General features: G+C 54.0%; 21 protein-coding genes, 1 pseudogene and 1 riboswitch. Of the genes and pseudogenes, 6 read left to right on the top strand and 16 right to left on the bottom strand.

Features of this window, described 5'->3' with window-relative positions:
* The first annotated feature begins 511 nt into the window (after positions 1–511).
* Positions 512–2,101 (top strand): bifunctional phosphoribosylaminoimidazolecarboxamide formyltransferase/IMP cyclohydrolase, encoded by a 1,590-nt coding sequence (gene purH / locus ACTJKZ_RS21110; RefSeq protein ID WP_440830012.1) that lies wholly within the window; start codon positions 512–514, stop codon positions 2,099–2,101.
* 19 nt (positions 2,102–2,120) lie between these two features.
* The gene (gene purD, locus ACTJKZ_RS21105; RefSeq protein ID WP_161736289.1) at positions 2,121–3,401 is read left to right on the top strand and encodes a phosphoribosylamine--glycine ligase; all 1,281 of its coding nucleotides are present in this window, start codon (positions 2,121–2,123) and stop codon (positions 3,399–3,401) included.
* A 32-nt stretch (positions 3,402–3,433) separates the two neighbouring features.
* Here the strand turns inward: purD and ACTJKZ_RS21100 are convergent, their stop codons facing one another.
* From ACTJKZ_RS21100 to nudC, 6 genes are all read right to left on the bottom strand, one after another.
* Positions 3,434–4,096 (bottom strand): DUF1481 domain-containing protein, encoded by a 663-nt coding sequence (locus ACTJKZ_RS21100; RefSeq protein WP_161736288.1) that lies wholly within the window; start codon positions 4,094–4,096, stop codon positions 3,434–3,436.
* Between the two features lie 71 nt (positions 4,097–4,167).
* Complete coding sequence (gene hupA, locus ACTJKZ_RS21095; protein ID WP_003850136.1) at positions 4,168–4,440, bottom strand: nucleoid-associated protein HU-alpha; 273 nt, start codon at positions 4,438–4,440, stop codon at positions 4,168–4,170.
* 188 nt (positions 4,441–4,628) lie between these two features.
* Positions 4,629–5,219, bottom strand: coding sequence for a YjaG family protein (locus ACTJKZ_RS21090; protein WP_013359744.1), 591 nt, complete (start codon positions 5,217–5,219; stop codon positions 4,629–4,631).
* A gap of 63 nt (positions 5,220–5,282) precedes the next feature.
* A complete protein-coding gene (nfi, locus tag ACTJKZ_RS21085; RefSeq protein WP_161736287.1) occupies positions 5,283–5,951 on the bottom strand; it encodes a deoxyribonuclease V in 669 nt (222 codons plus the stop codon).
* Positions 5,952–5,953: 2 nt separating this feature from the next.
* Positions 5,954–7,021: a uroporphyrinogen decarboxylase gene (gene hemE / locus ACTJKZ_RS21080; protein ID WP_013359742.1), complete on the bottom strand. Its 1,068-nt coding sequence runs from the start codon at positions 7,019–7,021 to the stop codon at positions 5,954–5,956.
* 40 nt (positions 7,022–7,061) lie between these two features.
* Positions 7,062–7,832: an NAD(+) diphosphatase gene (gene nudC, locus ACTJKZ_RS21075; protein ID WP_161736286.1), complete on the bottom strand. Its 771-nt coding sequence runs from the start codon at positions 7,830–7,832 to the stop codon at positions 7,062–7,064.
* Positions 7,833–7,921: 89 nt separating this feature from the next.
* On the opposite strand from nudC, the gene rsd reads away from it, so the two are divergent.
* The 3 genes from rsd (at position 7,922) to thiE (ending at position 11,320) form a co-directional block, all read left to right on the top strand.
* The gene (gene rsd, locus ACTJKZ_RS21070; RefSeq protein ID WP_161736285.1) at positions 7,922–8,428 is read left to right on the top strand and encodes a sigma D regulator; all 507 of its coding nucleotides are present in this window, start codon (positions 7,922–7,924) and stop codon (positions 8,426–8,428) included.
* 152 nt (positions 8,429–8,580) lie between these two features.
* Positions 8,581–8,681, top strand: a riboswitch (TPP riboswitch).
* An 87-nt stretch (positions 8,682–8,768) separates the two neighbouring features.
* Positions 8,769–10,691, top strand: a complete 1,923-nt coding sequence (gene thiC / locus ACTJKZ_RS21065; protein WP_285086733.1) for a phosphomethylpyrimidine synthase ThiC — start codon at positions 8,769–8,771, stop codon at positions 10,689–10,691.
* A gap of 2 nt (positions 10,692–10,693) precedes the next feature.
* A complete protein-coding gene (gene thiE / locus ACTJKZ_RS21060) occupies positions 10,694–11,320 on the top strand; it encodes a thiamine phosphate synthase (protein ID WP_161736283.1) in 627 nt (208 codons plus the stop codon).
* 193 nt (positions 11,321–11,513) lie between these two features.
* Here thiE and ACTJKZ_RS21055 read toward each other — a convergent pair whose 3' ends face one another.
* Entirely contained in the window at positions 11,514–12,968 is a 1,455-nt protein-coding gene (locus tag ACTJKZ_RS21055; protein ID WP_440830011.1) for a PLP-dependent aminotransferase family protein, read from the bottom strand.
* Positions 12,969–13,142: 174 nt separating this feature from the next.
* On the opposite strand from ACTJKZ_RS21055, the gene ACTJKZ_RS21050 reads away from it, so the two are divergent.
* Entirely contained in the window at positions 13,143–13,325 is a 183-nt protein-coding gene (locus tag ACTJKZ_RS21050; RefSeq protein ID WP_033734941.1) for a DUF1127 domain-containing protein, read from the top strand.
* 55 nt (positions 13,326–13,380) lie between these two features.
* Here the strand turns inward: ACTJKZ_RS21050 and rpoC are convergent, their stop codons facing one another.
* The 9 genes and pseudogenes from rpoC to tuf form a co-directional block, all read right to left on the bottom strand.
* On the bottom strand, positions 13,381–17,604 hold the full coding sequence (gene rpoC / locus ACTJKZ_RS21045) for a DNA-directed RNA polymerase subunit beta' (protein ID WP_440830010.1): 4,224 nt from the start codon (positions 17,602–17,604) through the stop codon (positions 13,381–13,383).
* A gap of 126 nt (positions 17,605–17,730) precedes the next feature.
* On the bottom strand, positions 17,731–21,759 hold the full coding sequence (gene rpoB / locus ACTJKZ_RS21040; RefSeq protein WP_013359733.1) for a DNA-directed RNA polymerase subunit beta: 4,029 nt from the start codon (positions 21,757–21,759) through the stop codon (positions 17,731–17,733).
* 329 nt (positions 21,760–22,088) lie between these two features.
* Entirely contained in the window at positions 22,089–22,451 is a 363-nt protein-coding gene (gene rplL, locus ACTJKZ_RS21035) for a 50S ribosomal protein L7/L12 (RefSeq protein ID WP_009092660.1), read from the bottom strand.
* A 65-nt stretch (positions 22,452–22,516) separates the two neighbouring features.
* Positions 22,517–23,014, bottom strand: a complete 498-nt coding sequence (gene rplJ / locus ACTJKZ_RS21030) for a 50S ribosomal protein L10 (protein WP_003848098.1) — start codon at positions 23,012–23,014, stop codon at positions 22,517–22,519.
* Positions 23,015–23,379: 365 nt separating this feature from the next.
* Positions 23,380–24,084 (bottom strand): 50S ribosomal protein L1, encoded by a 705-nt coding sequence (gene rplA, locus ACTJKZ_RS21025; RefSeq protein ID WP_010261038.1) that lies wholly within the window; start codon positions 24,082–24,084, stop codon positions 23,380–23,382.
* 3 nt (positions 24,085–24,087) lie between these two features.
* Positions 24,088–24,516 (bottom strand): 50S ribosomal protein L11, encoded by a 429-nt coding sequence (gene rplK, locus ACTJKZ_RS21020; protein ID WP_006121495.1) that lies wholly within the window; start codon positions 24,514–24,516, stop codon positions 24,088–24,090.
* A gap of 147 nt (positions 24,517–24,663) precedes the next feature.
* Positions 24,664–25,209, bottom strand: a complete 546-nt coding sequence (gene nusG / locus ACTJKZ_RS21015) for a transcription termination/antitermination protein NusG (RefSeq protein WP_013359732.1) — start codon at positions 25,207–25,209, stop codon at positions 24,664–24,666.
* 1 nt (position 25,210) lies between these two features.
* On the bottom strand, positions 25,211–25,594 hold the full coding sequence (secE, locus tag ACTJKZ_RS21010; protein WP_013359731.1) for a preprotein translocase subunit SecE: 384 nt from the start codon (positions 25,592–25,594) through the stop codon (positions 25,211–25,213).
* A gap of 231 nt (positions 25,595–25,825) precedes the next feature.
* A pseudogene (gene tuf, locus ACTJKZ_RS21005) lies at positions 25,826–26,026 on the bottom strand (elongation factor Tu); the annotation flags it as partial.

The raw sequence follows: 26,026 nt of genomic DNA, 5'->3' as shown, positions 1-26,026 counted from the left end.
ATCCTGCGAGTGCCCACACAGATTGTCTGATAAATTGTTAAAGAGCAGTGCGAACAGTGCGTTAGCGTCCTGTCGCGAGGTGGCGTATATTACGCTTTCCTCCTGCAGAGTCAACCTCTATTTCAGAAGTTTTTCTCCGGCGGGTCAGTCTCCTGAACCTTCAACCCGTTTCCCGTTTCCGGTGTGCCGTGTTGATGGATGCGCATTATAGGGAGTTGCCGGAGAGTCGCAACCCATAAATTGCATAAAAAAGAGCGTTCGCTGCATTCCACAGCAAAAGCCGCTGTTATACGCAGTTACGCACAATGTTATCCACACAGAGCAGGCTGAATGAATTTAGGCGAGCATCACGCAAACGTTTTCGCTACAATGCCGGCAATATTCCGGACACCCCTTTTCGGGGCGTTACCTGAGGTTTTTGATCTTTTCTTCTTATACAGAAGAGAAAACCGCTGTAAAGCCTGACGTAACGCTCTTATATACGCGAAACAAAGCCAAGGGATAAACCACCATGCAACAACCTCGTCCTGTACGCCGCGCATTGCTCAGTGTCTCTGACAAAGCCGGTATCCTCGAATTTGCTCAGTCGCTCTCAAGTCACGGTGTCGAACTGCTCTCCACAGGTGGAACCGCTCGCCTTCTGGCGGATGCGGGTCTGGCTGTTACTGAAGTCTCTGACTACACCGGTTTCCCGGAAATGATGGATGGACGCGTCAAAACCCTGCATCCGAAAGTGCATGGCGGCATTCTGGGTCGTCGCGGCCAGGATGATGCCATCATGGCGCAGCACGACATCAGCCCAATCGACATGGTGGTCGTTAACCTCTATCCCTTTGCACAGACGGTCGCCCGTGAAGGATGTTCACTGGAAGAGGCGGTGGAAAACATCGACATCGGTGGCCCGACCATGGTGCGCTCTGCTGCCAAGAACCATAAAGATGTCGCCATTGTGGTCAGCAGCGGTGACTACGACGCCATCATTGCTGAAATGGATGCGCATGAGAACGCGCTGACGCTTGAGACCCGTTTCGATCTGGCCATCAAAGCCTTCGAACATACCGCCGCCTATGACAGCATGATCGCTAACTACTTCGGTACCCTGGTGCCGGCCTATCACGGTGAACGCAATCAGCCCGCTGGCCGTTTCCCGCGTACCCTGAATCTGAACTTCATTAAGAAGCAGGATATGCGTTACGGCGAGAACAGCCATCAGGATGCTGCCTTCTATATAGAAGAGAACATTACTGAAGCGTCAGTAGCGACCGCGCAGCAGGTTCAGGGCAAAGCGCTCTCCTATAACAATATTGCTGACACGGATGCGGCACTGGAATGCGTTAAAGAGTTCAGTGAACCCGCCTGCGTCATTGTTAAGCATGCTAACCCCTGTGGTGTCGCGACCGGTGACAATCTGCTGGCAGCCTATGAGCGTGCTTACCAGACCGACCCGACCTCCGCGTTCGGCGGCATCATTGCCTTTAACCGCGAGCTGGATGAAGCGACGGCACAGGCGATTATCAGCCGCCAGTTTGTTGAGGTGATCATCGCGCCTGCCGTTTCCGAAGCCGCGCTAAAAATTACCGCTGCGAAACAGAATGTTCGTGTCCTGATCTGCGGCCAGTGGCAAAACCGCACTGCCGCGCTGGATTTTAAACGCGTCAATGGCGGCCTGCTGGTCCAGGATCGTGATCTCGGCATGGTGGACGCCAGCCAGCTGCGTGTAGTCAGCAAGCGCCAGCCAACAGAACAGGAGCTGCGTGATGCGCTGTTCTGCTGGAAAGTCGCGAAGTTCGTTAAGTCCAATGCCATTGTGTATGCACGCGACAACATGACTATCGGCATTGGCGCGGGTCAGATGAGCCGCGTCTACTCCGCTAAAATTGCGGGTATTAAAGCAGCCGATGAAGGTCTGGAAGTGAAAGGCTCAGCCATGGCGTCAGATGCCTTCTTCCCGTTCCGCGATGGTATTGATGCCGCCGCCGCGGCAGGCGTGAGCTGCGTTATCCAGCCAGGTGGCTCCATCCGCGATGAAGAAGTGATTGCGGCAGCCGATGAGCATGACATTGCGATGATCTTCACCGACATGCGCCACTTCCGCCATTAATCGTTCTGGAGAGTAACAAATGAAAATTTTAGTAATCGGCAATGGCGGACGTGAACATGCTCTGGCCTGGAAAGCGGCCCAGTCGCCACTGGCGGAAACCGTATTTGTCGCGCCAGGTAATGCGGGCACCGCATTAGAGCCTGCGCTGCAGAACGTCGCGATCAGTGCGACAGATGTCCCTGCCCTGCTTGAATTTGCCCAGCGTGAAAAGATCGATCTGACGATTGTCGGGCCGGAAGCGCCGCTGGTGATTGGCGTCGTGGATGCCTTCCGTAAGGCAGGGCTGGCTATCTTTGGTCCGACGCAGGCCGCGGCACAGCTGGAAGGCTCTAAAGCCTTCACCAAAGATTTTCTGGCACGTCACCAGATCCCCAGCGCGGCGTATCAGAACTTTACCGACGTTGAGCCTGCTCTCGCATATTTGCGTGAGAAAGGTGCGCCCATCGTTATTAAAGCCGACGGCCTGGCCGCAGGTAAAGGCGTGATTGTCGCAATGACGCTGCAGGAAGCTGAGGATGCGGTTCAGGATATGCTGGCCGGTAACGCGTTTGGCGATGCCGGACACCGCATTGTGATTGAAGAGTTTCTGGATGGCGAAGAAGCCAGCTTCATCGTGATGGTAGACGGCGAGCATGTACTGCCGATGGCCACCAGCCAGGATCACAAACGCGTCGGCGATGGCGACACTGGTCCGAACACCGGTGGTATGGGGGCCTACTCACCGGCTCCGGTTGTCACCGATGAGATCCACCAGCGCGTGATGGATCAGGTTATCTGGCCAACCGTGCGTGGCATGGCCGCAGAAGGCAACGTCTACACCGGTTTCCTCTATGCCGGTCTGATGATCGACCACACCGGGCAGCCGAAAGTAATCGAATTTAACTGCCGCTTCGGCGATCCGGAAACGCAGCCGATCATGCTGCGCCTTCAGTCGGATCTGGTCGATCTTTGCCTGGCTGCCTGTGACGGTAAGCTGGATCAGAAAAAGTCACAATGGGATCCCCGTCCTGCGCTGGGTGTGGTACTGGCGGCAGGCGGTTATCCGGGTAATTACGCTCAGGGCGATCAGATTCATGGGCTGCCACTGGAAGAGGTTGCCGACGGCAAGGTATTCCACGCCGGAACACGTCTGGAAGAGGATCGGGTGCTGACGAACGGTGGCCGTGTGCTGTGCGTCACTGCGCTGGGTGACGATGTCGCTGCGGCACAAAAGCGGGCTTACGAGCTGACAAAGCCAATTTCATGGCAGGGCAGTTTCTGTCGCCGCGATATCGGCTACCGCGCTATTAACCGCAAATAAGCGAAGGGGGCACCTGGTGCCCCCTTTTCACTTCACATATCGTCTTCTGTCGGCTGCTGTGAGCAGTCATCCTTCTGACTGACCCGCAACAACTGAATTCCTTCAGGTGCTTCAAGCCATGACACCATCAGCGGTGCCGATGCGCTACGCTGCTGCTGTGTCAGCATCTGCACCTCGTCAGCATCAAAAGCGGGTCTGACCTGCTGGCCTTCACAATTCTCCAGCACATTGTTTCCCAGCCAGTGTCCCTGTTTCAGGAACACCTGACCGCTTAACAGCGCATCGCTGAGGTTACGCATGCGCTCGGCATCAAACTTATAGAGTTCAACCGCATCCGGGCTGACCGCTTCACGCCGGCCTGCAAGCTGGCGCTGCATAAAGTTGAGACCACCCGCCTGGTCGAAGCGCAGGGTTACATCGTCAGGTTGTTTGCCCTTCACCTGGCGCTGAATGCTGATCAATGACTCTTCCAGCCAGACATAGTCAGTCACTTCACCTTCACCGCCACTGAACGGCGTATAGAGGGTGCGGATATGAACTGACTGATGGTCGCTATTTTTGCGCCAGATACGAACAACACCACGATCGGCAAGATAGCCACTGGCAGAAAAGGGAGGTATATCCGGAGTCGAGCTGCAGCCGAAAAGAAACAGAGAGAGAAACAGAACAGATAAACGCGGTAACAGCGGAATCATGATGGCTGGCCTCTTAAAAACAAAAGGGGCGAAACGCCCCCTGTTTTAAAGCTTAACCGCAGTGCGACGTCTTACTTAACGGCGTCTTTCAGCGCTTTACCAGACACGAATGCCGGTACGTTTGCTGCAGCGATTTTAATCTCTTTGCCAGTCTGCGGGTTACGACCGGTACGCTCAGCGCGGTGGTTCACTTTAAAAGTACCAAAACCAACCAGTTGTACAGCATCACCATCTTTCAGAGACTCAGTGATCGCAGCCAGAGTAGATTCCAGCGCTGCCTTTGCCTGGGTTTTAGACAGGTCAGCTTTTTCTGCGATCACATCAATCAGTTGAGTCTTGTTCATAAGTTATCCTTAAAGTGTATTTATCGCTTGCTAAGCAACGAGTGCGAGGGAAAAGCCATATTCTGGCACTCTTCTGCCTGCACGCACCGATAGCCACAATTTTCAGCCCCCCAAATGTAGACCAGACAGGGGGCCAATGTGAAGCCTTCAGGCGCGCTAATTCGGGCCTGAAGTCACGTTTTATCGCCTTACTGCTGGAAATTTATACCGATGTTACTAATTCCCGCTTCACGCAGGTCAGATCGCAGACCTTTAATCAATTCAAGGTCGCGCTCTTCACACTCCGCCAGCAGACGGAAAATCTCCCACTGGAGGTCCCACTCATCGATGATAGCCGGGTTTTCACGCAGCTCTTCATCGGTCATTTCGCGTCCAGCCTGGGTCATCTCCAGCATAGCGACGGTGGTAATTGAGGTCTCGCTGACTTCAATAGCATGCTCAAGCGTTTCGCCGCTCAGCTGCGCATGAACGACTTCGCTTAATGCCACACAGGCATCGATAGCCGGATAAACGCCGTAAACCTCAAATGCATCGCCATCAGGAATGGCGGCTTCGAGTTTTTCCAGCTGGCTGTCGAAGTTAATCTTCGCATCTTTGACCGTCAGGTTTTCCCAGATCAGATCAAGAATCCGGCGATAGAGTGCCGGATCGGCAAATTCAGTCTGCTCGCAGAATGCGCGATAGTTGGGATACATGCGTTCGCACAGGCAGGCCATAAAAGTCAGGTGCTGCCAGCTTTCCAGCTTCGCCAGACGCAGATGAACGGGGTTCTGTAACATAAAGGTGGCTCTTATTCGTTTCTCTGGCCGCAGTGTAACTGCAAAACCGCAACACAAACAGTGTTAAAGCGCGTTTTGCCAGCGCTGGAAAGCGGTTCGGTTAGAGGCAACCGCATCGGCCCAGCGGGTAGGTTCCGGCAACCGGTAACCGCGCGTACAGTTTTCGACCCACTGCAGCGCCGTATCCAGGCTGACACGATGACCGGTGGCGACAAACAGCGGATTACAACGCAGCTTGCTGCGCCATACCCAGCCTATCTGCTCACCTTTGTCGATCAGCGGCTGACGGCTGCCAGGCTGCGCATCCAGATCGTCAAAACGCCCGCAGAGACGACTTTTCGCAACACCAATAGTGGGCACATCGACCAGCAGGCCAAAATGCGATGCGACGCCCAGCCGTCTTGGATGCGAAATACCGTGTCCATCCACAAACAACAGATCAGGCTTTTGCTCCAGCATCTGCCAGGCAGCCATCAGCGCCGGATATTCACGGAAGGAGAGAAAGCCCGGAATATAGGGCATGGTGGTCTCAACGCGCGCGATGCGATGCTCCACCAGTTTTAACGAGGGATATTCCAGTATCACCATCGCCGCCCGCGTGACGGTGCCGTCCTGCTCAAACCCAACGTCTGCCCCGCCAATAAAGCGGGGCGGCAGAACGTCAAAGTCATCTTCACGCACCACGTCAGCGGCGCGTTGTAACTGCTCAGCGCGAAGTGCGGCAATGTCCATAATTACTCCTGATGCCAGGGACGCGATAAACGATGCACAGCATCAACAAAGACACCGGCATTTTCGGGCGGAACGTCCTGATGAATGCCATGCCCCAGATTAAAGACATGACCAGTGCCTGAGCCAAAACGCTCCAGAATACCGGCCACCTCCTGCTCGATACGTTCAGGTGCCGCATAGAGCATAGAGGGATCCATGTTGCCCTGCAGCGCAACTTTGTCGCCTACGCGGCGGCGTGCATCATCAATATCGGTGGTCCAGTCGAGACCCAGCGCATCACAACCGGTGGCAGCCATCGCTTCCAGCCACTGTCCGCCGCCTTTGGTAAAGAGCGTCACCGGCACGCGGCGGCCGTCGTTTTCACGCAGCAGGCCATCGACAATCTTGTGCATGTAGTGCAGGGAGAATTCGCGATAGTCACGACCGGTCAGCACGCCGCCCCAGGTATCAAAGACCATGACGGACTGCGCTCCGGCGCGGATCTGAGCGTTGAGATAGAGGATGACGCTGTCGGCCAGCTTATCCAGCATCGCGTGCAGCGTCGCCGGATCGGCATACATCATCTTCTTAATTTTAGTAAAGGCCTTACTGCTGCCGCCTTCCACCATGTAGGTGGCCAGCGTCCACGGACTGCCTGAGAAGCCAATCAGCGGCAGATCGCCATTCAGGTTTTTACGGATGGTGCGGACCGCATTCATCACATAGCCCAGCTCCATTTCAGGATCGGGCACCGGCAAACGCTCAACGTCAGCGCGGCAGGTCACAGGATTAGAGAAACGCGGGCCTTCGCCGGTTTCAAAGTAGAGACCCAGTCCCATCGCATCCGGAATGGTCAGGATGTCACTGAAGAGGATGGCGGCATCCAGCGGATAACGGCGCAGCGGCTGCAGGGTCACTTCACAGGCCAGCTCGGCGTTTTTACACAGCGACATGAAATCACCCGCCTGGGCGCGTGTCGCTTTGTACTCCGGCAAATAGCGCCCGGCTTGTCGCATCATCCATACCGGCGTGACATCAACCGGCTGACGTAACAGGGCACGCAAATAACGATCGTTCTTCAGTTCACTCATCTCAACACTCTCTCAATAACAGGCGTGTAGTGTAGCACTTTCACGCTTCGGCGCGGCACAGGGCGACGGTATCTTCAATCAGGCGGCGCGCTACCGTGCCTGGCGGTGGCAGCAAAGGCAGCGCATCAAAACGGAACCAGGCGGCATCCAGCAGCTCTTTACCGTCATGTTGCAGATCGCCGCTGTCATACTCCGCCATGAACGCCGTCATCAGCGATTGCGGGAAGGGCCAAGGCTGGGAGGTCACGTAACGGACGTTTTTGACGCGGATATTGCTCTCTTCCATCACTTCCCGGGCAACGGCCTGCTCCAGCGTCTCGCCGACCTCCACAAAACCGGCCAGCACGGTGTAGACCTTGTTGCGATGGCGGGCATGATTCGCCAGCAGGATTTCATCGCCGCGACGGATAGCCACAATGATGCAGGGCGCGATCTGCGGATAGTAACGCTCACGGCAATGACTGCAGAGACAGGCAAATTCATGTTTGCTGTGGTGCATCTCATGTCCGCAGTAGCCGCACCAGCGATGAGAGCGGTAGAACTCCGCCAGCTGTACACCGCGACCCACCAGCTGAAACAGCGCCACATCCTGATCGATCAGCTGTCGCACGGAGAACATATCGGAGGAACGCGGCTCACAAATCAGCCAGACTTTTTCGCCCTGCCATTCACCAATGGTCCGGGCCTTACTGCCAGTTAAACCGAATTTTTCGGCGTTTCCGTGGGGTAAATCACCTTGTGGCAACCAAAGTTTTTGTTCATGGCTGACAATCCACCATCCAGCGTCTACGCTTGAGATTTCGCATTGCATTTATTTCGTCATCCTTAGCGTCAACTCGCACGCTGAAGCCCTGATGTTAAGTGTGTAGATAAACAACTATAACTCACATGGAGTTAGATATGCTTAACCAGTTAGACGTCCTGGCTGAACGCGTAGGTGGCAGTAATGAACTGGTCGATTCGTGGCTTGAAGCGCGTCGCCAGCTACTGGTGACCTATTATCACCTGGTCGGTCTTAAACCTAAAAAAGAGGCGCTGACGCGTCTTGATGAGCAGGCACTCGACAACTTCTGTCACGGCCTGGTCGACTATCTTTCTGCCGGTCACTTCAGTATCTATGAGCGCGTGATCAGTGAAATGAGTGGCGACAGCCCGATGATCGCCGCCGCGCAGATCTATCCTCCGCTGGAGGCAAACACTGAGCGTCTGATGCAGCTGTATGACGGTCACCTGCAGCAGGCCATTGACGATGAAAACTGCATGACCTTCCAGCAGGCTCTCTCCGAAGTGGGTGAAGTGCTGGAATCACGCTTTACGCTGGAAGATAAGCTGATTCAGCTGGCCTGGGATAACCAGCTTGCTACGCCACCAGTGGCGAATGACAGCCAAATCGCGCGTCCGGCTTAGTGGTTAACAATGGCAAAGGGCTTGAGATTATCCTGTAGCCCTTTTATGCTGAACAGGTTCTGAGGAGCGCTCTCCAAAGAACCTTTTTTATTTTAGCTTTGAAATGTGAGGTTTTTACGCCCGAGTCTGTTATCAGACACCCGCGAAAAAACCGCTTCTTGTCGGAGTGCCCAGTTGGGCTGAGACCGTTAATTCGGGATCCGCGGAACCTGACCAGGTTAGAACCTGCGTAGGGAACAAGAGTAAAACTTCTCTGTATGCCAGCATGCCTGTGCTGTCTATACGGTTACTCCTTCCGAACTCCGGACAAGCATCGTTCCCCCTTAACAGGAAGATTGCTATGTCTGACCCAAAAATGTCCCGTCGTGAACAGCGTACCCAGGCGCAGGAATTTATCGATTCCCTGCAAAGCGGCAGTGCTTTTCCTCAGTCCCGTCGCGTCTGGATTACCGGTAGCCGGGAAGATATTCGCGTGCCGATGCGTGAAATCACCCTAAGCCCGACCCATATCGGCGGCAGCAAAGAACAGCCTCTCTATGAGCAAAATGAAGCGGTGCCGGTCTATGATACGGCAGGTGCGTATGGCGATCCCGCGGCACAGATTGATGTGCATCGCGGTCTGGAAAAGCTGCGCGCACGCTGGATTGCTGAACGCGACGACAGTGAGCTTCTTGAGCAGAACAGCTCGGGCTATACCCAGCAGCGACTGGCTGACGAGGGGCTGGATCATCTGCGCTTCGATCACCTGCCAACACCGCGACGCGCCCGTGCAGGCCGCCGTGTCACGCAACTGCACTATGCCCGTCAGGGCATGATTACCCCGGAGATGGAGTTCATCGCCCTGCGGGAAAACATGGGCCGTGAGCGAATCCGCAGTGAGGTGCTGCTGCAACAGCATCCGGGGCACAGTTTTGGCGCGCATCTGCCCGCCGATATCACACCCGAGTTTGTCCGTCAGGAGGTCGCTGACGGACGCGCCATTATCCCTGCCAATATCAATCATCCTGAATCGGAGCCGATGATCATTGGCCGTAACTTCCTCGTCAAGGTCAATGCCAACATCGGTAACTCGGCAGTCACCTCTTCTATCGAGGAAGAAGTAGAAAAGCTGGTGTGGTCGACCCGCTGGGGTGCCGACACGGTGATGGATCTCTCTACCGGTCGCTATATTCATGAAACGCGAGAATGGATTTTGCGAAACAGCCCGGTGCCCATCGGGACCGTGCCGATCTATCAGGCGCTGGAAAAAGTGAATGGCGTGGCCGAGGCGCTGAACTGGGAAATATTCCGGGACACGCTGCTGGAGCAGGCGGAACAGGGCGTCGATTACTTCACTATTCACGCGGGCGTACTGCTGCGTTATGTCCCGATGACGGCGAAACGCCTCACGGGAATTGTCTCGCGGGGTGGCTCGATCATGGCGAAATGGTGCCTGTCCCACCATCAGGAGAGCTTCCTGTATGAGCACTTCCGCGAGATTTGTGAAATCTGCGCCGCTTACGATGTCTCCCTGTCGCTGGGCGATGGTCTGCGTCCGGGTTCCATTCAGGATGCCAACGATGAGGCGCAGTTTGCCGAACTGCGTACCCTGGGCGAACTGACGCGTATTGCCTGGGAGTATGACGTTCAGGTGATGATTGAAGGTCCGGGACATGTGCCGATGCATATGATCCGCCGTAATATGACTGAACAGCTCGATCTGTGCAATGAAGCTCCCTTCTACACGCTTGGGCCGCTGACCACTGATATCGCGCCCGGCTACGACCATTTCACCTCGGGTATCGGTGCCGCCATGATTGGCTGGTTTGGTTGTGCCATGCTGTGCTACGTCACGCCCAAAGAGCATCTGGGTCTGCCGAACAAAGAGGACGTGAAGCAGGGATTGATCACCTACAAAATCGCAGCGCATGCTGCCGATCTGGCGAAAGGCCACCCTGGAGCGCAGATCCGTGATAACGCCATGTCTAAAGCACGCTTTGAATTCCGCTGGGAAGATCAGTTTAACCTTGCGCTGGATCCCCATACGGCGCGGGCAATGCATGATGAAACCCTGCCGCAGGAGTCAGGCAAAGTGGCCCATTTCTGCTCAATGTGCGGCCCTAAATTCTGCTCGATGAAAATTTCCCAGGAGGTGCGCGAGTTTGCGACACGCCAGGATGCCCGTGCCGAGCCGGTTGAAGTGGGCATGGCGCAGGTGTCAGATCGTTTCCGCAGCCGCGGCGGTGAGCTCTATCACCCCGCCGATGCCATTAAGGAGGAGTAACGATGCCCGCATTTCCCGCTACCGTCCCGCGCCTGGGACTTTATCCGGTGGTTGATAGCCCCGAGTGGATCGAACGCCTGCTTGAAACGGGCGTTCGCACGATGCAGTTGCGCATCAAAGATCGGCCTGATGAGGTCGCCGAACCCGCCATTGCTCAGGCGATTGCGTTAGGTAAACGCTACGACGCCCGCCTGTTTATCAATGACTACTGGCAGCTGGCGATTAAACATCAGGCTTATGGCGTACATCTGGGTCAGGAGGATCTCGATGTCGCCGATCTTGCTCGCATTCATCAGGCAGGATTGCGTCTGGGGCTCTCCACCCATGACGATGCGGAACTGGATCGCGCTCTGGCAATCCAGCCCTCTTACATCGCACTTGGGCATATTTTCCCGACGCAGACCAAAGAGATGCCTTCTTCGCCGCAGGGCATTGAGCAGCTGAAACGGCATCTGACACGGCTGACGCATATTCCCACCGTGGCGATTGGTGGTATCTCGATTGCGCGGGCACCCGAGGTGCTGGCCACCGGCGTCGGCAGTATTGCTGTGGTGAGTGCGATTACTCAGGCAGATGACTGGCGTGCCGCAACGCGCACCCTTCTGGCGCTGGCAGGACCAGGCGACTAAGCATTTATGGAACCTGTCGCGCATAGCGGCTGCAAAATCGGTAAAGCCAGCATTATTCCGGGAAAGTGCCGCGCAAAGGTGCATGTTGCCGCTGGCGTGCTGTGATCCAAAACTTTAACGTGGCATCCGTCAGGTTAAGGTTATCTGACCAGGGCCGGATCCCTCCTCTTGCCGGCCCTGCTTCTTCTCTTCGCTATGCGAGCGTGGAGGCTGAAGCCTGGGTCTCATGCTGGCACGAGAGCATGGCGCGCTCGACGGCCGCACCCACCCGCGCCAGCGCCTGTTCAGTCTGCTCGTTGATCGGCAGCCCGTAGTTTAAGCGCAGACAGTTACGGTATTTCCCCGACGCTGAAAACAGTGAACCCACAGCAATCTGAATTTTTGACTCGCGCAGTTCCCGGTTAAGACGAACCGCATCAAACGCTTCGGGAAGTTCTATCCACATCAGAAAACCGCCCTGAGGACGGGAAACGCAGATGCCGCAGGGAAAGTAGTGGCGTACCCAGCAGCTAAAAGTTTCATAGTTACGATGATAGAGTTGCCGCATCCGGCGCAGATGAGGCTGATAATGGCCCTGACGGATAAACTCGGAGACCGCATGCTGAGGCTGTGTGGCGGTGGAGCCGGTGACGATATATTTCATGTGCAGCACGCGGTCACGATAGCGGCCTGGTGCAACCCAGCCAACGCGTAAACCTGGCGCCAGCGTTTTCGAAAAGGAGCTGCACAGCAGCACCCGGCCATCGAGATCCAGCGATTTGATGGTAGGCGGACGCGGATATTCCCAGGCTAACTCACCATAGACATCATCTTCAATCACTGCCGCGTCAAACCGCTGCGCCAGCACCAGCAAAGCCCGCTTACGCGGCTCAGACATGATAAATCCCAGCGGATTATTGCAGTTCGGCACAACAACAACCGCTTTAATCGGCCATTGATCAAAGGCCAGCTCCAGCGCTTCCAGACTGATGCCGGTGACTGCATCGGTTGGGATCTCGATGGCACGAATGCCAAAGCCGCGCAGAGTTTGCATAATGCCGTGAAACGACGGTGATTCAACGGCAATGATATCCCCCGGCTCGCAGACTGCACGTACGGCGACCGATAATGCTTCATGACAGCCGGTAGTAATGACAATGTCATCGGCGGTGAGCTGGCAGCCGCTGTCTATCGCCAGCCGTGCAACCTGTTGCCGCAAAGCGAGCACACCATATAGACTGTCATAATTCAGCAGCGCCATGTCCTGCTTCTGCGCCTGGCGGCTGAAAGCTTTCCACAGTGGCTTAAGCGTCGGCTGGGTCAGATCGGGCATGCCGCTGCCCAGCTGCAAAACATCATCTTCCAGACGGCTGTTAATCAGCTCCAGCACCGCATCCCACTGTGTCACCTCAACCGGCCGCTGTGCGGGGCGGGTCAGCGCCGGGATCGGCGGCGTTGCTTTGCGTGACGCCACAAAATAGCCGGAGCGCGACTGCGGCGTAATCATCTGCTTCTCTTCCAGCAGATGATAAGCCTGCTGCACGGTACTGATACTGACGCCATGCTCCGTACTCAGACTGCGTACTGAAGGCAGGCGCTCACCGCTGCGATATAAGCCTTGTTCGATACGCTGAGCCAGCAGCGTAGCCAGATGTTCATAGCGGGTCATTGTATCTCCACAGGCTCAGAGGCTGAGCAATAACCAGTACAGTTCCGACTCTTTTTTACCATTCAGATCGTACTGACGGCAATCTGTATGTTAAATAAAAGTGATTTTTGCGTCTGTATCATACAGAGCGATCCACTGAAAATGGTTCTCAGACACTTCACTGAGGGCACTATCATGGGATATGACGAGAATCGCGCAGCTAAACCGTTTACAGGCACGCCTTACCACCTGGTTCGTTATCTGTGGCGCAGTTACAAACGCTGGCAGCTGCGGCGTGAGACACGCCTCATCCTGTCGAAGTTAAGCGACAGTCAGCTGAAAGATATTGGTATCAGCCGCAGTGACTGGAATGGCTGAATCTGAGACAAAAAAAAACCCTGCCGAGGCAGGGTTTTTATCAGGCAAAGGACGATTAATCGTCTTTGTTGCCGCCGAGACCGGCGTTCAACAGTTCAGCCAGGCTGGCTGAGGCTTCATCCGCAGTCACCAGCGGTGCAACCGGAACTTCACCTGCCGCTTTGCGGCGCATACGATCCTGATGGTACGCATAACCGGTACCGGCTGGGATCAGACGACCCACGATGACGTTCTCTTTCAGGCCGCGCAGTTCATCGCGCTTGCCTGCTACTGCTGCTTCGGTCAGGACACGTGTGGTCTCCTGGAACGAGGCTGCAGAGATGAACGATTCGGTTGCCAGTGACGCTTTGGTAATACCCAGCAGGTCACGCATGAAGGTTGCGCCGACTTTTCCGTTCGCTTCCAGATCACGGTTAGAGATCTTGATGCGAGAGAATTCAGCCTGCTCACCTTCCAGGAAGTCTGCACTTCCTGCGCTCACGATGGTTGCTTTACGCAGCATCTGACGAACGATGACTTCGATGTGCTTATCGTTAATCTTAACGCCCTGCAGACGGTAAACTTCCTGCACTTCGTTAGTGATGTAACGGGTCACCGCATGCACGCCACGCAAGCGCAGGATGTCATGTGGAGACTCTGGGCCATCGGAAACCACGTCACCGCGCTCAACACGTTCACCTTCGAACACGTTCAGCTGACGCCATTTCGGAATCATCTCTTCGTATGGCTCACTGCCATCCAGCGGAGTAATGACCAGACGACGCTTACCTTTGGTCTCTTTACCGAAGGAGATGATGCCGCTGATCTCCGCCAGAATAGCTGGCTCTTTCGGACGACGCGCTTCGAACAGATCAGCAACGCGTGGCAGACCACCGGTAATATCCTTGGTACCGCCAGATTCCTGTGGAACACGCGCTAACGTGTCACCGGCACTGATCTTAACGCCATCTTCCAGCTGAACAATCGCTTTACCTGGCAGGAAGTACTGAGCCGGCATGTCGGTGCCCGGGATCAGAACGTCGTTGCCGTTGGCATCAACAATTTTCAGCGCAGGACGCAGATCTTTACCGCCTGCAGTACGTTCAGCACTGTCCAGAACCACCAGTGAAGACAGACCGGTTAAATCATCTGTCTGACGGGTAATCGTCTGGCCATCAACCATATCCGTGAAGCGAATGAAACCGCCCACTTCGGTGATAACTGGCATGGTATGCGGATCCCAGTTTGCGACGGTTTCGCCCGCTGCAACCTGCTCACCATCACCTTTCGCCATGGTAGAACCGTAAGGAACTTTATAGCTCTCTTTGGTACGACCAAATTCGTCGATCATTTTCAGTTCAACGTTACGCGAGGTGATCACCAGCTTGCCTGCCGAGTTCGTTACCGACTTGGCGTTGGTCAGCTTGATGGTACCTTTGTTCTTCACCTGAATGCTGGATTCAGCAGCCGCACGTGATGCCGCACCACCGATGTGGAACGTACGCATCGTCAGCTGTGTACCTGGCTCACCGATGGACTGTGCCGCGATAACACCGATCGCTTCACCTTTGTTGATGATGTGACCACGTGCCAGGTCGCGACCGTAGCAATGCGCGCACACACCAAAATCGGTTTCACAACCTACCACCGAGCGGACTTTCAGGCTGTCGACTGAGTTCAGTTCCAGCACGTCACACCAGTGCTCATCGAGCAGCGTGTTGCGTGGGACCAGAATATCAGCAGTACCCGGCTTCAGAACGTCTTCAGCAGTCACACGGCCCAGTACACGTTCACGCAGTGGCTCTTTAACGTCGCCACCTTCAATGACAGGCGTCATCATGATGCCTTCGTGTGTACCACAGTCATCTTCGGTAACTACCAGATCCTGGGCAACGTCAACCAGACGACGCGTCAGATAACCGGAGTTCGCTGTTTTCAGTGCGGTATCCGCCAGGCCTTTACGTGCACCGTGGGTTGAGATGAAGTACTGGAGTACGTTCAACCCTTCACGGAAGTTCGCCGTGATTGGTGTTTCGATGATGGAGCCATCTGGCTTCGCCATCAGACCACGCATACCGGCCAGCTGACGAATCTGTGCAGCAGAACCACGCGCACCGGAGTCAGCCATCATAAAGATGCTGTTAAAGGAAACCTGACGCTCTTCTTCGCCGTCGCGGTTAATCACGACTTCGGTAGAGAGGTTTTCCATCATCGCCTTGGCAACACGTTCGTTGGCTGCGGCCCAGATATCGATGACTTTGTTATAACGTTCGCCTGCGGTTACCAGACCAGACTGGAACTGCTCCTGGATCTCAGCCACTTCTGCTTCCGCTTCGGTGATGATTTCCACTTTCTTCTCTGGAATAACCATGTCGTCGATACCGACTGACGCGCCTGAACGGGCAGCGTAAGCGAAACCGGTGTACATGGTCTGGTCAGCAAAGATAACGGTCGGCTTCAGGCCCAGAATGCGGTAACAGGTGTTAAGCATTTTGGAGATAGCTTTTTTGCCCAGCGCCTGGTTAACGATGGAGAAAGGCAGACCTTTTGGCACGATCATCCACAGGATGGCACGGCCAATCGTAGTATCGATGATGCTGGTTTTAGCAACCCACTCATCCTGCTCATTCTTCTCGTGTTCGGTGATACGCACCTTAACGCGAGCATGCAGAGAGGCGAGGCCGGCGCGATAAATACGCTCAGCTTCTTTCGGGCCAGTCAGCACCATGCCTTCGCCTTTGGCGTTAACACAGTCACGGGTCATGTAATACAGACCCAGTACAACGTCCTGAGAAGGAACGATGATTGGCTCGCCGTTCGCAGGTGACAGGATGTTGTTGGTCGACATCATCAGCGCACGCGCTTCCAGCTGGGCTTCCAGCGTCAGCGGTACGTGAACAGCCATCTGGTCACCATCGAAGTCGGCGTTATAAGCCGCACAAACCAGCGGGTGCAGCTGGATCGCTTTACCTTCAATCAGAACCGGTTCAAAGGCCTGAATACCCAGACGGTGCAGCGTAGGCGCACGGTTCAGCAGAACCGGGTGCTCACGGATCACTTCGTCGAGGATATCCCAGACAACGGCTTCTTCGCGCTCAACCATTTTCTTCGCGGCTTTGATGGTGGTGGCCAGGCCACGCAGTTCCAGCTTGCCGTAAATGAACGGTTTAAACAGTTCGAGTGCCATTTTCTTCGGCAGACCGCACTGATGCAGACGCAGGTATGGACCAACGGTGATAACCGAACGACCAGAATAGTCGACACGTTTACCCAGCAGGTTCTGACGGAAACGACCCTGCTTACCTTTGATCATGTCAGCCAGCGATTTCAGCGGACGCTTGTTGGAACCGGTGATCGCACGACCGCGACGACCGTTGTCCAGCAGTGCATCGACCGCTTCCTGCAACATACGCTTTTCGTTGCGCACGATGATATCTGGCGCAGCCAGATCCAGCAGGCGCTTCAGACGGTTGTTACGGTTGATCACGCGACGATACAGATCGTTCAGATCCGACGTGGCGAAACGACCACCATCCAGCGGTACCAGCGGACGCAGGTCCGGTGGCAGAACAGGCAGCACGGTCAGGATCATCCACTCTGGCTTGTTGCCAGACTGGACGAACGCTTCCAGCAGCTTGATGCGTTTAGTCAGTTTTTTACGTTTGGTTTCGGAGTTAGTTTCGTTCAGCTCTTCACGCAGCTGCTCGCACTCCTGCTCCAGATCCATGTTTTTCAACAGGGCCTGGATTGCTTCGGCGCCCATTTTGGCGTCGAACTCGTCACCGAACTCTTCCAGAGCGTCAAGGTACTGCTCTTCAGTCAGGATCTGACGCTTCTCGAGGTTGGTCATGCCACCTTCGATTACCACGTAAGATTCAAAGTAGAGCACGCGCTCGATGTCACGCAGTGGCATATCCAGCAGTAAGCCGATACGCGATGGCAGTGACTTCAGGAACCAGATGTGCGCAGTCGGCGACGCCAGTTCGATGTGGCCCATACGCTCACGGCGTACTTTAGTCTGGGTCACTTCAACGCCGCACTTCTCACAAATCACACCACGGTGTTTGAGGCGCTTATACTTGCCGCACAGGCACTCATAGTCCTTTACCGGCCCGAAGATACGGGCACAGAACAGACCATCGCGCTCTGGCTTAAAAGTACGGTAGTTAATGGTTTCTGGCTTTTTCACTTCACCAAAAGACCAGGAACGGATCATGTCTGGCGAAGCCAGCGCAATTTTGATCGCATCAAACTCTTCGGTCTTAGTTTGCGCTTTCAGAAACTTAAGTAAGTCTTTCACGGATTAGCTCCCGTCGGAGTGAGACTCAGGGGGCGTCCAACCGAAATTGAACGCCCCGTAACCAGTACAATTGCGAGCGCTTTAAACCCTGCGCTTTCAGGCGGCGGTAAGCCGCATGAAAAGGGGTTACTCGTCTTCCAGCTCGATGTTGATACCCAGCGAGCGAATCTCTTTCAACAGTACGTTGAAGGATTCCGGCATGCCCGGTTCCATCTGATGGTTACCGTCAACGATGTTTTTATACATCTTGGTACGGCCGTTGACGTCATCAGACTTAACGGTAAGCATTTCCTGCAGGGTATACGCGGCACCGTATGCTTCCAGTGCCCATACTTCCATCTCACCAAAGCGCTGACCACCGAACTGCGCCTTACCACCCAGCGGCTGCTGAGTAACCAGGCTGTAGGAACCGGTAGAACGTGCATGCATCTTGTCATCAACCAGGTGGTTAAGTTTCAGCATGTACATGTAGCCAACGGTTACCTGACGTTCGAACTGCTCACCGGTACGGCCGTCAAACAGGGTAATCTGACCGGAAGAAGGCAGGCCGCCGAGCTGCAGCAGCTCTTTGATCTCGCTCTCTTTCGCACCATCAAACACCGGCGTGGCGATTGGCATACCTTTCTTCAGGTTCTCAGCCAGACGCAGTACTTCGTCATCGGAGAAGGTGTTCAGATCAACTCGCTGACGCAGATCGGTACCCAGGTCATAGGCGCGCTGGATGAATTCGCGCAGCTTCGCGACTTCTTCCTGCTTCTTCAGCATGGCGTTAATTTTCTCGCCGATACCTTTCGCTGCCATACCCAGGTGCGTTTCCAGAATCTGACCGATGTTCATACGCGATGGTACGCCCAGCGGGTTCAGAACGATGTCAACCGGCGTACCGTTTTCATCGTAAGGCATATCTTCGATCGGGTTGATCTTGGAGATAACACCTTTGTTACCGTGACGGCCTGCCATTTTGTCACCCGGCTGAATCTGACGCTTAACAGCCAGATAAACCTTAACGATTTTCAGCACGCCTGGTGCCAGATCATCGCCCTGGGTGATCTTACGACGCTTACCTTCGAGTTTTTTCTCAAACTCGTGCTTCAGTTCGTCGTACTGCTCTGCCAGCTGCTCCAGCTGGTTTTGCTTGGCTTCGTCAGTCAGACCCAGTTCCAGCCAGCGCTCGCGCGGCAGCTTGTCCAGTTTGTCTGCTTCAACGCCACCTGAAATCAGTACGTTCTGGATACGGCTGAACAGGCCCGCTTCCAGAATCTGCAGTTCTTCAGACAGGTCTTTTTTGGCCTGCTTCAGCTGCATCTCTTCGATTTCAAGCGCACGTTTGTCTTTTTCCACGCCATCGCGGGTAAAGACCTGAACGTCGATCACGGTACCTGACACGCCATTCGGCACGCGCAGTGACGAATCTTTCACGTCAGAGGCTTTCTCACCGAAGATAGCGCGCAGCAGTTTTTCTTCTGGCGTCAGCTGGGTTTCACCTTTCGGTGTTACCTTACCAACCAGAATGTCGCCGCCGGTCACTTCAGCACCGATGTAGACGATGCCTGACTCATCCAGTTTAGAGAGTGCAGCTTCACCCACGTTCGGGATATCAGCAGTGATCTCTTCCGGCCCCAGTTTGGTGTCACGCGACACGCAAGCCAGTTCCTGAATGTGGATAGTCGTAAAGCGATCTTCCTGAACCACGCGCTCGGAGACCAGGATGGAGTCTTCGAAGTTGTAGCCGTTCCACGGCATGAACGCTACGCGCATGTTCTGGCCCAGTGCCAGTTCACCCAGATCGGTGGACGGGCCATCTGCCAGCACGTCGCCGCGCTCAACCGGCTCACCCAGAGAAACACATGGCATCTGGTTGATGCAGGTGTTCTGGTTAGAACGGGTATATTTGGTCAGGTTGTAAATGTCGATACCGGCTTCGCCAGCATGCATTTCGTCTTCGTTAACTTTGATAACGATACGTGATGCGTCGACGTACTGTACGGTACCGCCACGTTTCGCCACGGCTGTTACACCGGAGTCAACGGCAACAGCACGTTCCATACCGGTACCAACCAGCGGCTTATCAGCACGCAGAGTCGGAACGGCCTGACGTTGCATGTTCGCACCCATCAGGGCGCGGTTGGCGTCATCGTGTTCCAGGAACGGGATCAGGGATGCACCGACAGAAACCACCTGCTGGGTGGAAACGTCCATGTAGTCAACCTGATCGCGGCTGAACAGACTTGATTCGCCTTTACTACGGCAGGTGACCAGGTCATCAACAAATGCGCCGTTGTCATCCAGAGGGGCGTTCGCCTGAGCGATAACGTAGTTACCCTCTTCGATAGCAGAGAGGTAGTGAATCTCGTCAGAAACCAGACCGTCAATAACGCGGCGATAAGGTGTCTCAAGGAAACCGTACTCATTGGTCTGTGCATAGACAGACAAGGAGTTGATCAGACCGATGTTCGGACCTTCAGGGGTTTCGATTGGGCAGACACGACCGTAGTGCGTTGGGTGTACGTCACGCACTTCGAAACCGGCACGCTCACGCGTCAAACCACCCGGGCCGAGAGCAGAGATACGACGTTTATGCGTAATCTCTGACAGCGGGTTGTTCTGATCCATAAACTGAGAAAGCTGGCTTGAACCAAAGAACTCTTTCACGGCAGCCGAAATCGGCTTCGCGTTGATCATGTCCTGTGGCATCAGCGTATCAAGGTCGCCCAGAGACAGACGCTCTTTAACCGCACGCTCAACACGTACCAGACCGACACGGAACTGGTTCTCAGCCATTTCACCCACTGAACGAATACGACGGTTACCGAGGTGGTCGATATCGTCCACTTCGCCTTTACCGTTACGGATGTCGATCAGCTTCTTCATGACTTCGATGATGTCATCTTTGCTCAGGATGCCTGAACCTTCGATTTCATCACGCAGCAATGAGCGGTTGAACTTCATACGACCGACCGCAGAAAGATCGTAACGATCTTCTGAGAAGAACAGGTTCTCAAACAGGTTCTCTGCAGCTTCGCGTGTTGGCGGCTCACCAGGACGCATCATGCGGTAGATCTCAACCAGTGCGCTCAGGCGATCGCTGGTTGGGTCGACACGCAGGGTCTCGGACATATATGGACCATGGTCCAGATCGTTGGTGAACAGCGTTTCGATGCGCTTGTGACCGGACTGGCTCAGTTTAGCCAGCAGATCCAGCGACAGTTCCATGTTCGCTGCAACAATCAGCTCACCGGTGCTCTCATCGATGTAATCTTTAGCGACCACTTTGCCCGCGATATATTCAACCGGGACTTCGATGTGCTGAATGCCATCTTTTTCCAGCTGACGAATATGGCGCGCAGTAATGCGGCGACCTTTTTCGACGTAGACGGTGCCGTTCGCTTCAATATCGAAGGTAGCGGTTTCACCGCGCAGGCGCTCAGGCACCAGCTCCATCTGCAGCTTATTGTCACGGATTTCAAACACGACTTTCTCGAAGAAAATATCGAGGATCTGAGGTGTAGTGAACTGTAACGCGCGCAGGATGATTGTGGCCGGCAGCTTACGACGACGGTCAATACGGACAAACAGGTTATCTTTCGGGTCAAACTCAAAGTCGAGCCATGAACCGCGGTAAGGGATGATACGTGCGTTGTACAGCACTTTACCCGATGAGTGGGTTTTACCCTTATCGCTATCAAAGAACACGCCGGGACTACGGTGCAGCTGAGAAACGATAACGCGCTCGGTACCATTGATAACAAAGGTACCGTTGTCGGTCATGAGCGGGATTTCGCCCATGTAGACTTCTTGTTCTTTAATGTCTTTTACGGTGCCTTCTGGCGCTTCGCGCTCATAGATCACCAGACGCAGTTTCACGCGCAGCGGTGCCGAATAGGTCACGCCACGGATCTGACACTCTTTCACGTCAAAGACAGGTTCACCCAGGCGGTAGCTGACATACTGCAACTCAGAGTTGCCGCTGTAGCTCGCAATAGGGAATACAGAGCGGAATGCAGCTTCCAGTCCGTACTGACCTTCTGGATCTTGCTCGATAAACTTCTGGAACGAGTCGAGCTGGATGGAAAGGAGATAAGGTATGTCCAGTACTTGCGGACGTTTACCAAAATCCTTACGAATACGTTTTTTCTCGGTATAGGAGTAAACCATAGGGTTCCTCAGCTAGCTGACAAGTCGACCCACGCTGTCCGTCCTGACAGGACAGTTCATGCAACACGATTTTGTTTGATTCACTGGCTGCGCAGCAGCAGTGCAATACCTCTTTCTATCACGCTTAAATCATTTCATCGCTTTTGAGAAGGCAGGGAACCCGCACAGGAAAGCGGTATATTAAGTCGTCGATAGAGAAAGATATTGAAGAGCAACAATGGACAAACAGTGTGAAACCCCATTGAGACCCTGTAGCGCAAAAAGGCTGGTGACCAAAAAGTCACCAGCCATCAGCCTGAAACTACTCAGACTGCAACCCGAAGGCTGTCTTACTTAACTTCAACTTCAGCGCCAGCTTCTTTCAGAGCAGCTTCAAGTGCAGCTGCGTCATCTTTGCTGATGCCTTCTTTGATTACGCCAGTTGCTTCAACCAGGTCTTTGGCTTCTTTCAGGCCCAGACCAGTTGCAGTACGTACAGCTTTGATGACGGCTACTTTGTTCGCGCCAACAGCTTTCAGTACGACGTCGAATTCAGTTTTTTCTTCAACAGCTTCAGCCGGGCCCGCAGCAACAGCTACAGCAGCAGCAGCAGAAACGCCGAATTTTTCTTCCATAGCAGAAACCAGCTCAACAACTTCCATTACGGACATCGCTGCAACAGCTTCCAGAATTTGGTCTTTAGTGATAGACATGACAATTGTTCCTAAGAATCAGAAAAAGTTTATACGTAAGCAGTTACGAAGAAAAGAATAAGGCCTTAAGCCGCTTCTTTTGCATCGCGTACAGCAGCCAGAGTGCGGACCAGTTTGCCAGCAGCGGCTTCTTTCATGGTCGACATCAGACGTGCCAGTGCTTCTTCGTAGGTCGGCAGCGTTGCGAGACGGTCAATATTGGCCGCCGTGATCAGCTCACCTTCAAAGGCTGCAGCTTTGACCTCAAATTTTGCATTCGCTTTCGCGAAATCTTTGAACAGACGAGCAGCAGCGCCCGGGTGTTCCATAGAATATGCAATCAGGGTCGGACCAACAAACGTGTCTTTCAGGCACTCAAACTGAGTACCTTCAACGACGCGGCGCAGCAGGGTGTTACGAACAACACGCATGTAAACGCCAGCTTCACGGCCTGCTTTACGCAGTTCGGTCATTTTATCAACGGTAACGCCACGGGAATCCGCAACAACCGCTGAAAGCGCACCTTTGGCTACTTCGCTGACTTCAGCAACAATCGCTTGTTTGTCTTGAAGATTTAATGCCATTAGCTTTTGCTCCTGGATTTGACCGGGAAAGGATTTCCCCGGAACTCACTTCACTTACTCACCCCGAGGGGTAATAAGCGCTCGAACACGGTGAGCAGAATCCAGCTAAGAAAAAATTCTTTTGGTTCTGTCACCGTCTACGCAGGGGATTAAGCGGAATACCCGGAGATAAACAGCGCCTGCGGTCTTGGACGGAGGCCAGGATAAGGCCTGGCTCCAACCTAAATTCTGTGCGACGCAGCAGAGTCAGAGGGAATGGCGATAAACGCAACAGTCGGTTCTGGCTCTCTGGTGTCCTGTTCTGCTAATAACAGAACAACGGGCGTAAGATTCTAGGTGAATTTTTCGCCCGTTTCAAGCAGCAATTAGTTTGCTGTTGCGTTCAGACCAGCCTGGTCAACGGCAACGCCGGCGCCCATGGTGGTTGAAAGGCTGACTTTCTTGATATACACGCCTTTAGCCTGTGATGGTTTAGCTTTTTTCAGCGCAACCAGCAGAGATTCCAGGTTTTCTTTCAGTTTGTCAGCGTCAAAGTCCACTTTACCGATGGTAGTGTGGATGATGCCGTTTTTGTCGTTACGATAACGAACCTGACCTGCTTTAGCGTTCTTAACCGCTTCAGCAACGTTAGGCGTTACAGTACCCACTTTCGGGTTTGGCATCAGGCCACGTGGACCCAGAATCTGGCCCAGCTGGCCAACAACGCGCATTGCATCCGGAGAAGCAATAACAACGTCAAAATTCATTTCGCCTTTCTTGATCTGATCAGCCAGGTCTTCCATGCCTACCAGCTCTGCGCCAGCTGCTTTAGCAGCTTCAGCGTTAGCGCCCTGGGCGAAGACAGCAACACGTACTGAACGACCAGTACCGTGTGGCAGAACGGTCGCGCCGCGAACGTTCTGATCAGATTTACGTGCATCGATGCCGAGGTTGACAGCAACGTCAACGCTTTCAACGAACTTGGCAGTTGCCAGTTCTTTCAGCAGAGCAACAGCTTCAGCAATGTCATACTGCTTGGTCGCGTCAACTTTGTCGCGAATTACGGTCATGCGCTTGGTCAGCTTAGCCATTTCTTAGTCCTCTACTACCAGGCCCATGGAACGAGCAGTACCTTCGATTGAGCGAGTCATCGCTTCAACGTCAGAACCAGTCATGTCCGCAGCTTTGGTTTCTGCGATTTCACGTACCTGAGCACGAGTCACTTTACCGACTTTATCTTTGTTCGGCTTACCAGAACCTGACTTGATGCCCGCTGCTTTTTTCAGCAGTACGGCAGCCGGAGGCGTTTTGGTAATGAAGGTGAAAGAACGGTCGCTGTATACGGTGATAACAACAGGAGTCGGCAGACCTTTTTCCAGAGATTCGGTCTTAGCGTTGAACGCTTTACAGAATTCCATGATGTTAACACCCTGCTGACCCAGAGCTGGACCAACCGGTGGACTTGGGTTCGCCATACCAGCTGCAACCTGCAGCTTGACGTAGGCTTGGACTTTCTTAGCCATGATATTTCCTCAATTGGGTTATAGCGCCTGTAAAGGCTCCCCGTGATAACGATTTATACGCTGTTGCCAGCGCATAAAAGCAAAAGGCGCGAAATTGTAGTTAAATTTCGCGCCTGCTGCAACAGCTAATTTGTGAGCGGAAAGAGGTTAACCTTTCTCCACCTGACCGAAGTCGAGCTCAACTGGTGTTGCACGACCAAAGATGGATACGGATACCGTCAGGCGGCTCTTTTCGTAATCCACATCTTCAACCACACCGTTAAAGTCAGCGAACGGACCGTCATTAACACGAACCATTTCACCCGGTTCAAACAGCGTTTTAGGACGAGGCTTGTCGCCGACCTGCTGCAGACGATTCATGATCGCATCAACTTCTTTATCGCTGATAGGTGCAGGACGGTCAGAGGTACCGCCGATGAAACCCATCACGCGCGGGACGCTGCGTACTAAATGCCAGCTGGCGTCATTCATCACCATCTGAACCAGTACGTATCCCGGGAAAAACTTGCGCTCACTCTTACGACGCTGGCCACCACGGATTTCAACGACTTCTTCAGTCGGGACCATGACTTCACCAAACAGCTCTTCCATGTTGTGCAATTTGATATGCTCGCGCAGCGATTGGGCTACGCGGCCTTCAAAACCGGAAAACGCCTGTACGACGTACCAGCGTTTCTTTGGAGCTTCAGACATCTCAGAACCTCAGGCCAGTGATAAACGATACCAGACGGACCAGAATACCATCCAGCCCCCACAAAATCAGTGACATCACGGCAGTAACCGCGGCAACGATTAACGTGGTGTGCAGCGTTTCCTGGCGGGTTGGCCAGATAACCTTACGCATTTCTGTTCTTGCTTCACGAGCAAAAGCCACGGTTGCTTTGCCTTTGGTCGTTAAAAGCGCAATGCCGCCAGCCGCTGCAATCAGTACAACTACGGCTAACGCGCGCAGTGGCAGTGACACATCACGATAGAGGTAGTTACCTACAATCGCTGCAAGCAGCAGTAATACAACACCTACCCACTTTACCGCTTCCAGGCCACGCCCGCTCCCTTGAGCTTCGGTATTCGCACTCATAAACCAACCTGCCACAATAATTCAGAAACTATTCTGCCCCGCAGTGCGAGGCGTCCAAACCGAATGAGCTTTCGAGGCGTAACTCGGTATCCAACGCCGCATAACAGAGCCTGTCTCAGCAATGATTATGATCGAAAAAATCACTGATGAGCCAGGTTCTATGAAACAGCGTGCAAAAAGGGCATCAAATGATGCCCTTTCCGTGTGCATTGCGTCAAACGTTATCGGTAATTATGCGATAACTTTAGCAACAACACCCGCGCCAACGGTACGGCCACCTTCGCGGATTGCGAAGCGCAGACCTTCGTCCATTGCGATTGGGTGGATCAGGGTAACAACCATTTTGATGTTGTCGCCTGGCATGACCATTTCAACGCCTTCTGGCAGCTCTACTGAGCCGGTTACGTCAGTTGTACGGAAGTAGAACTGTGG

Source organism: Pantoea sp. 22096 (assembly GCF_052045955.1).
Lineage (GTDB): Bacteria > Pseudomonadota > Gammaproteobacteria > Enterobacterales > Enterobacteriaceae > Pantoea > Pantoea alfalfae.
Note: the sequence above shows the minus strand (reverse complement) of the source record. Positions and strands in the feature narration are given on the sequence as shown.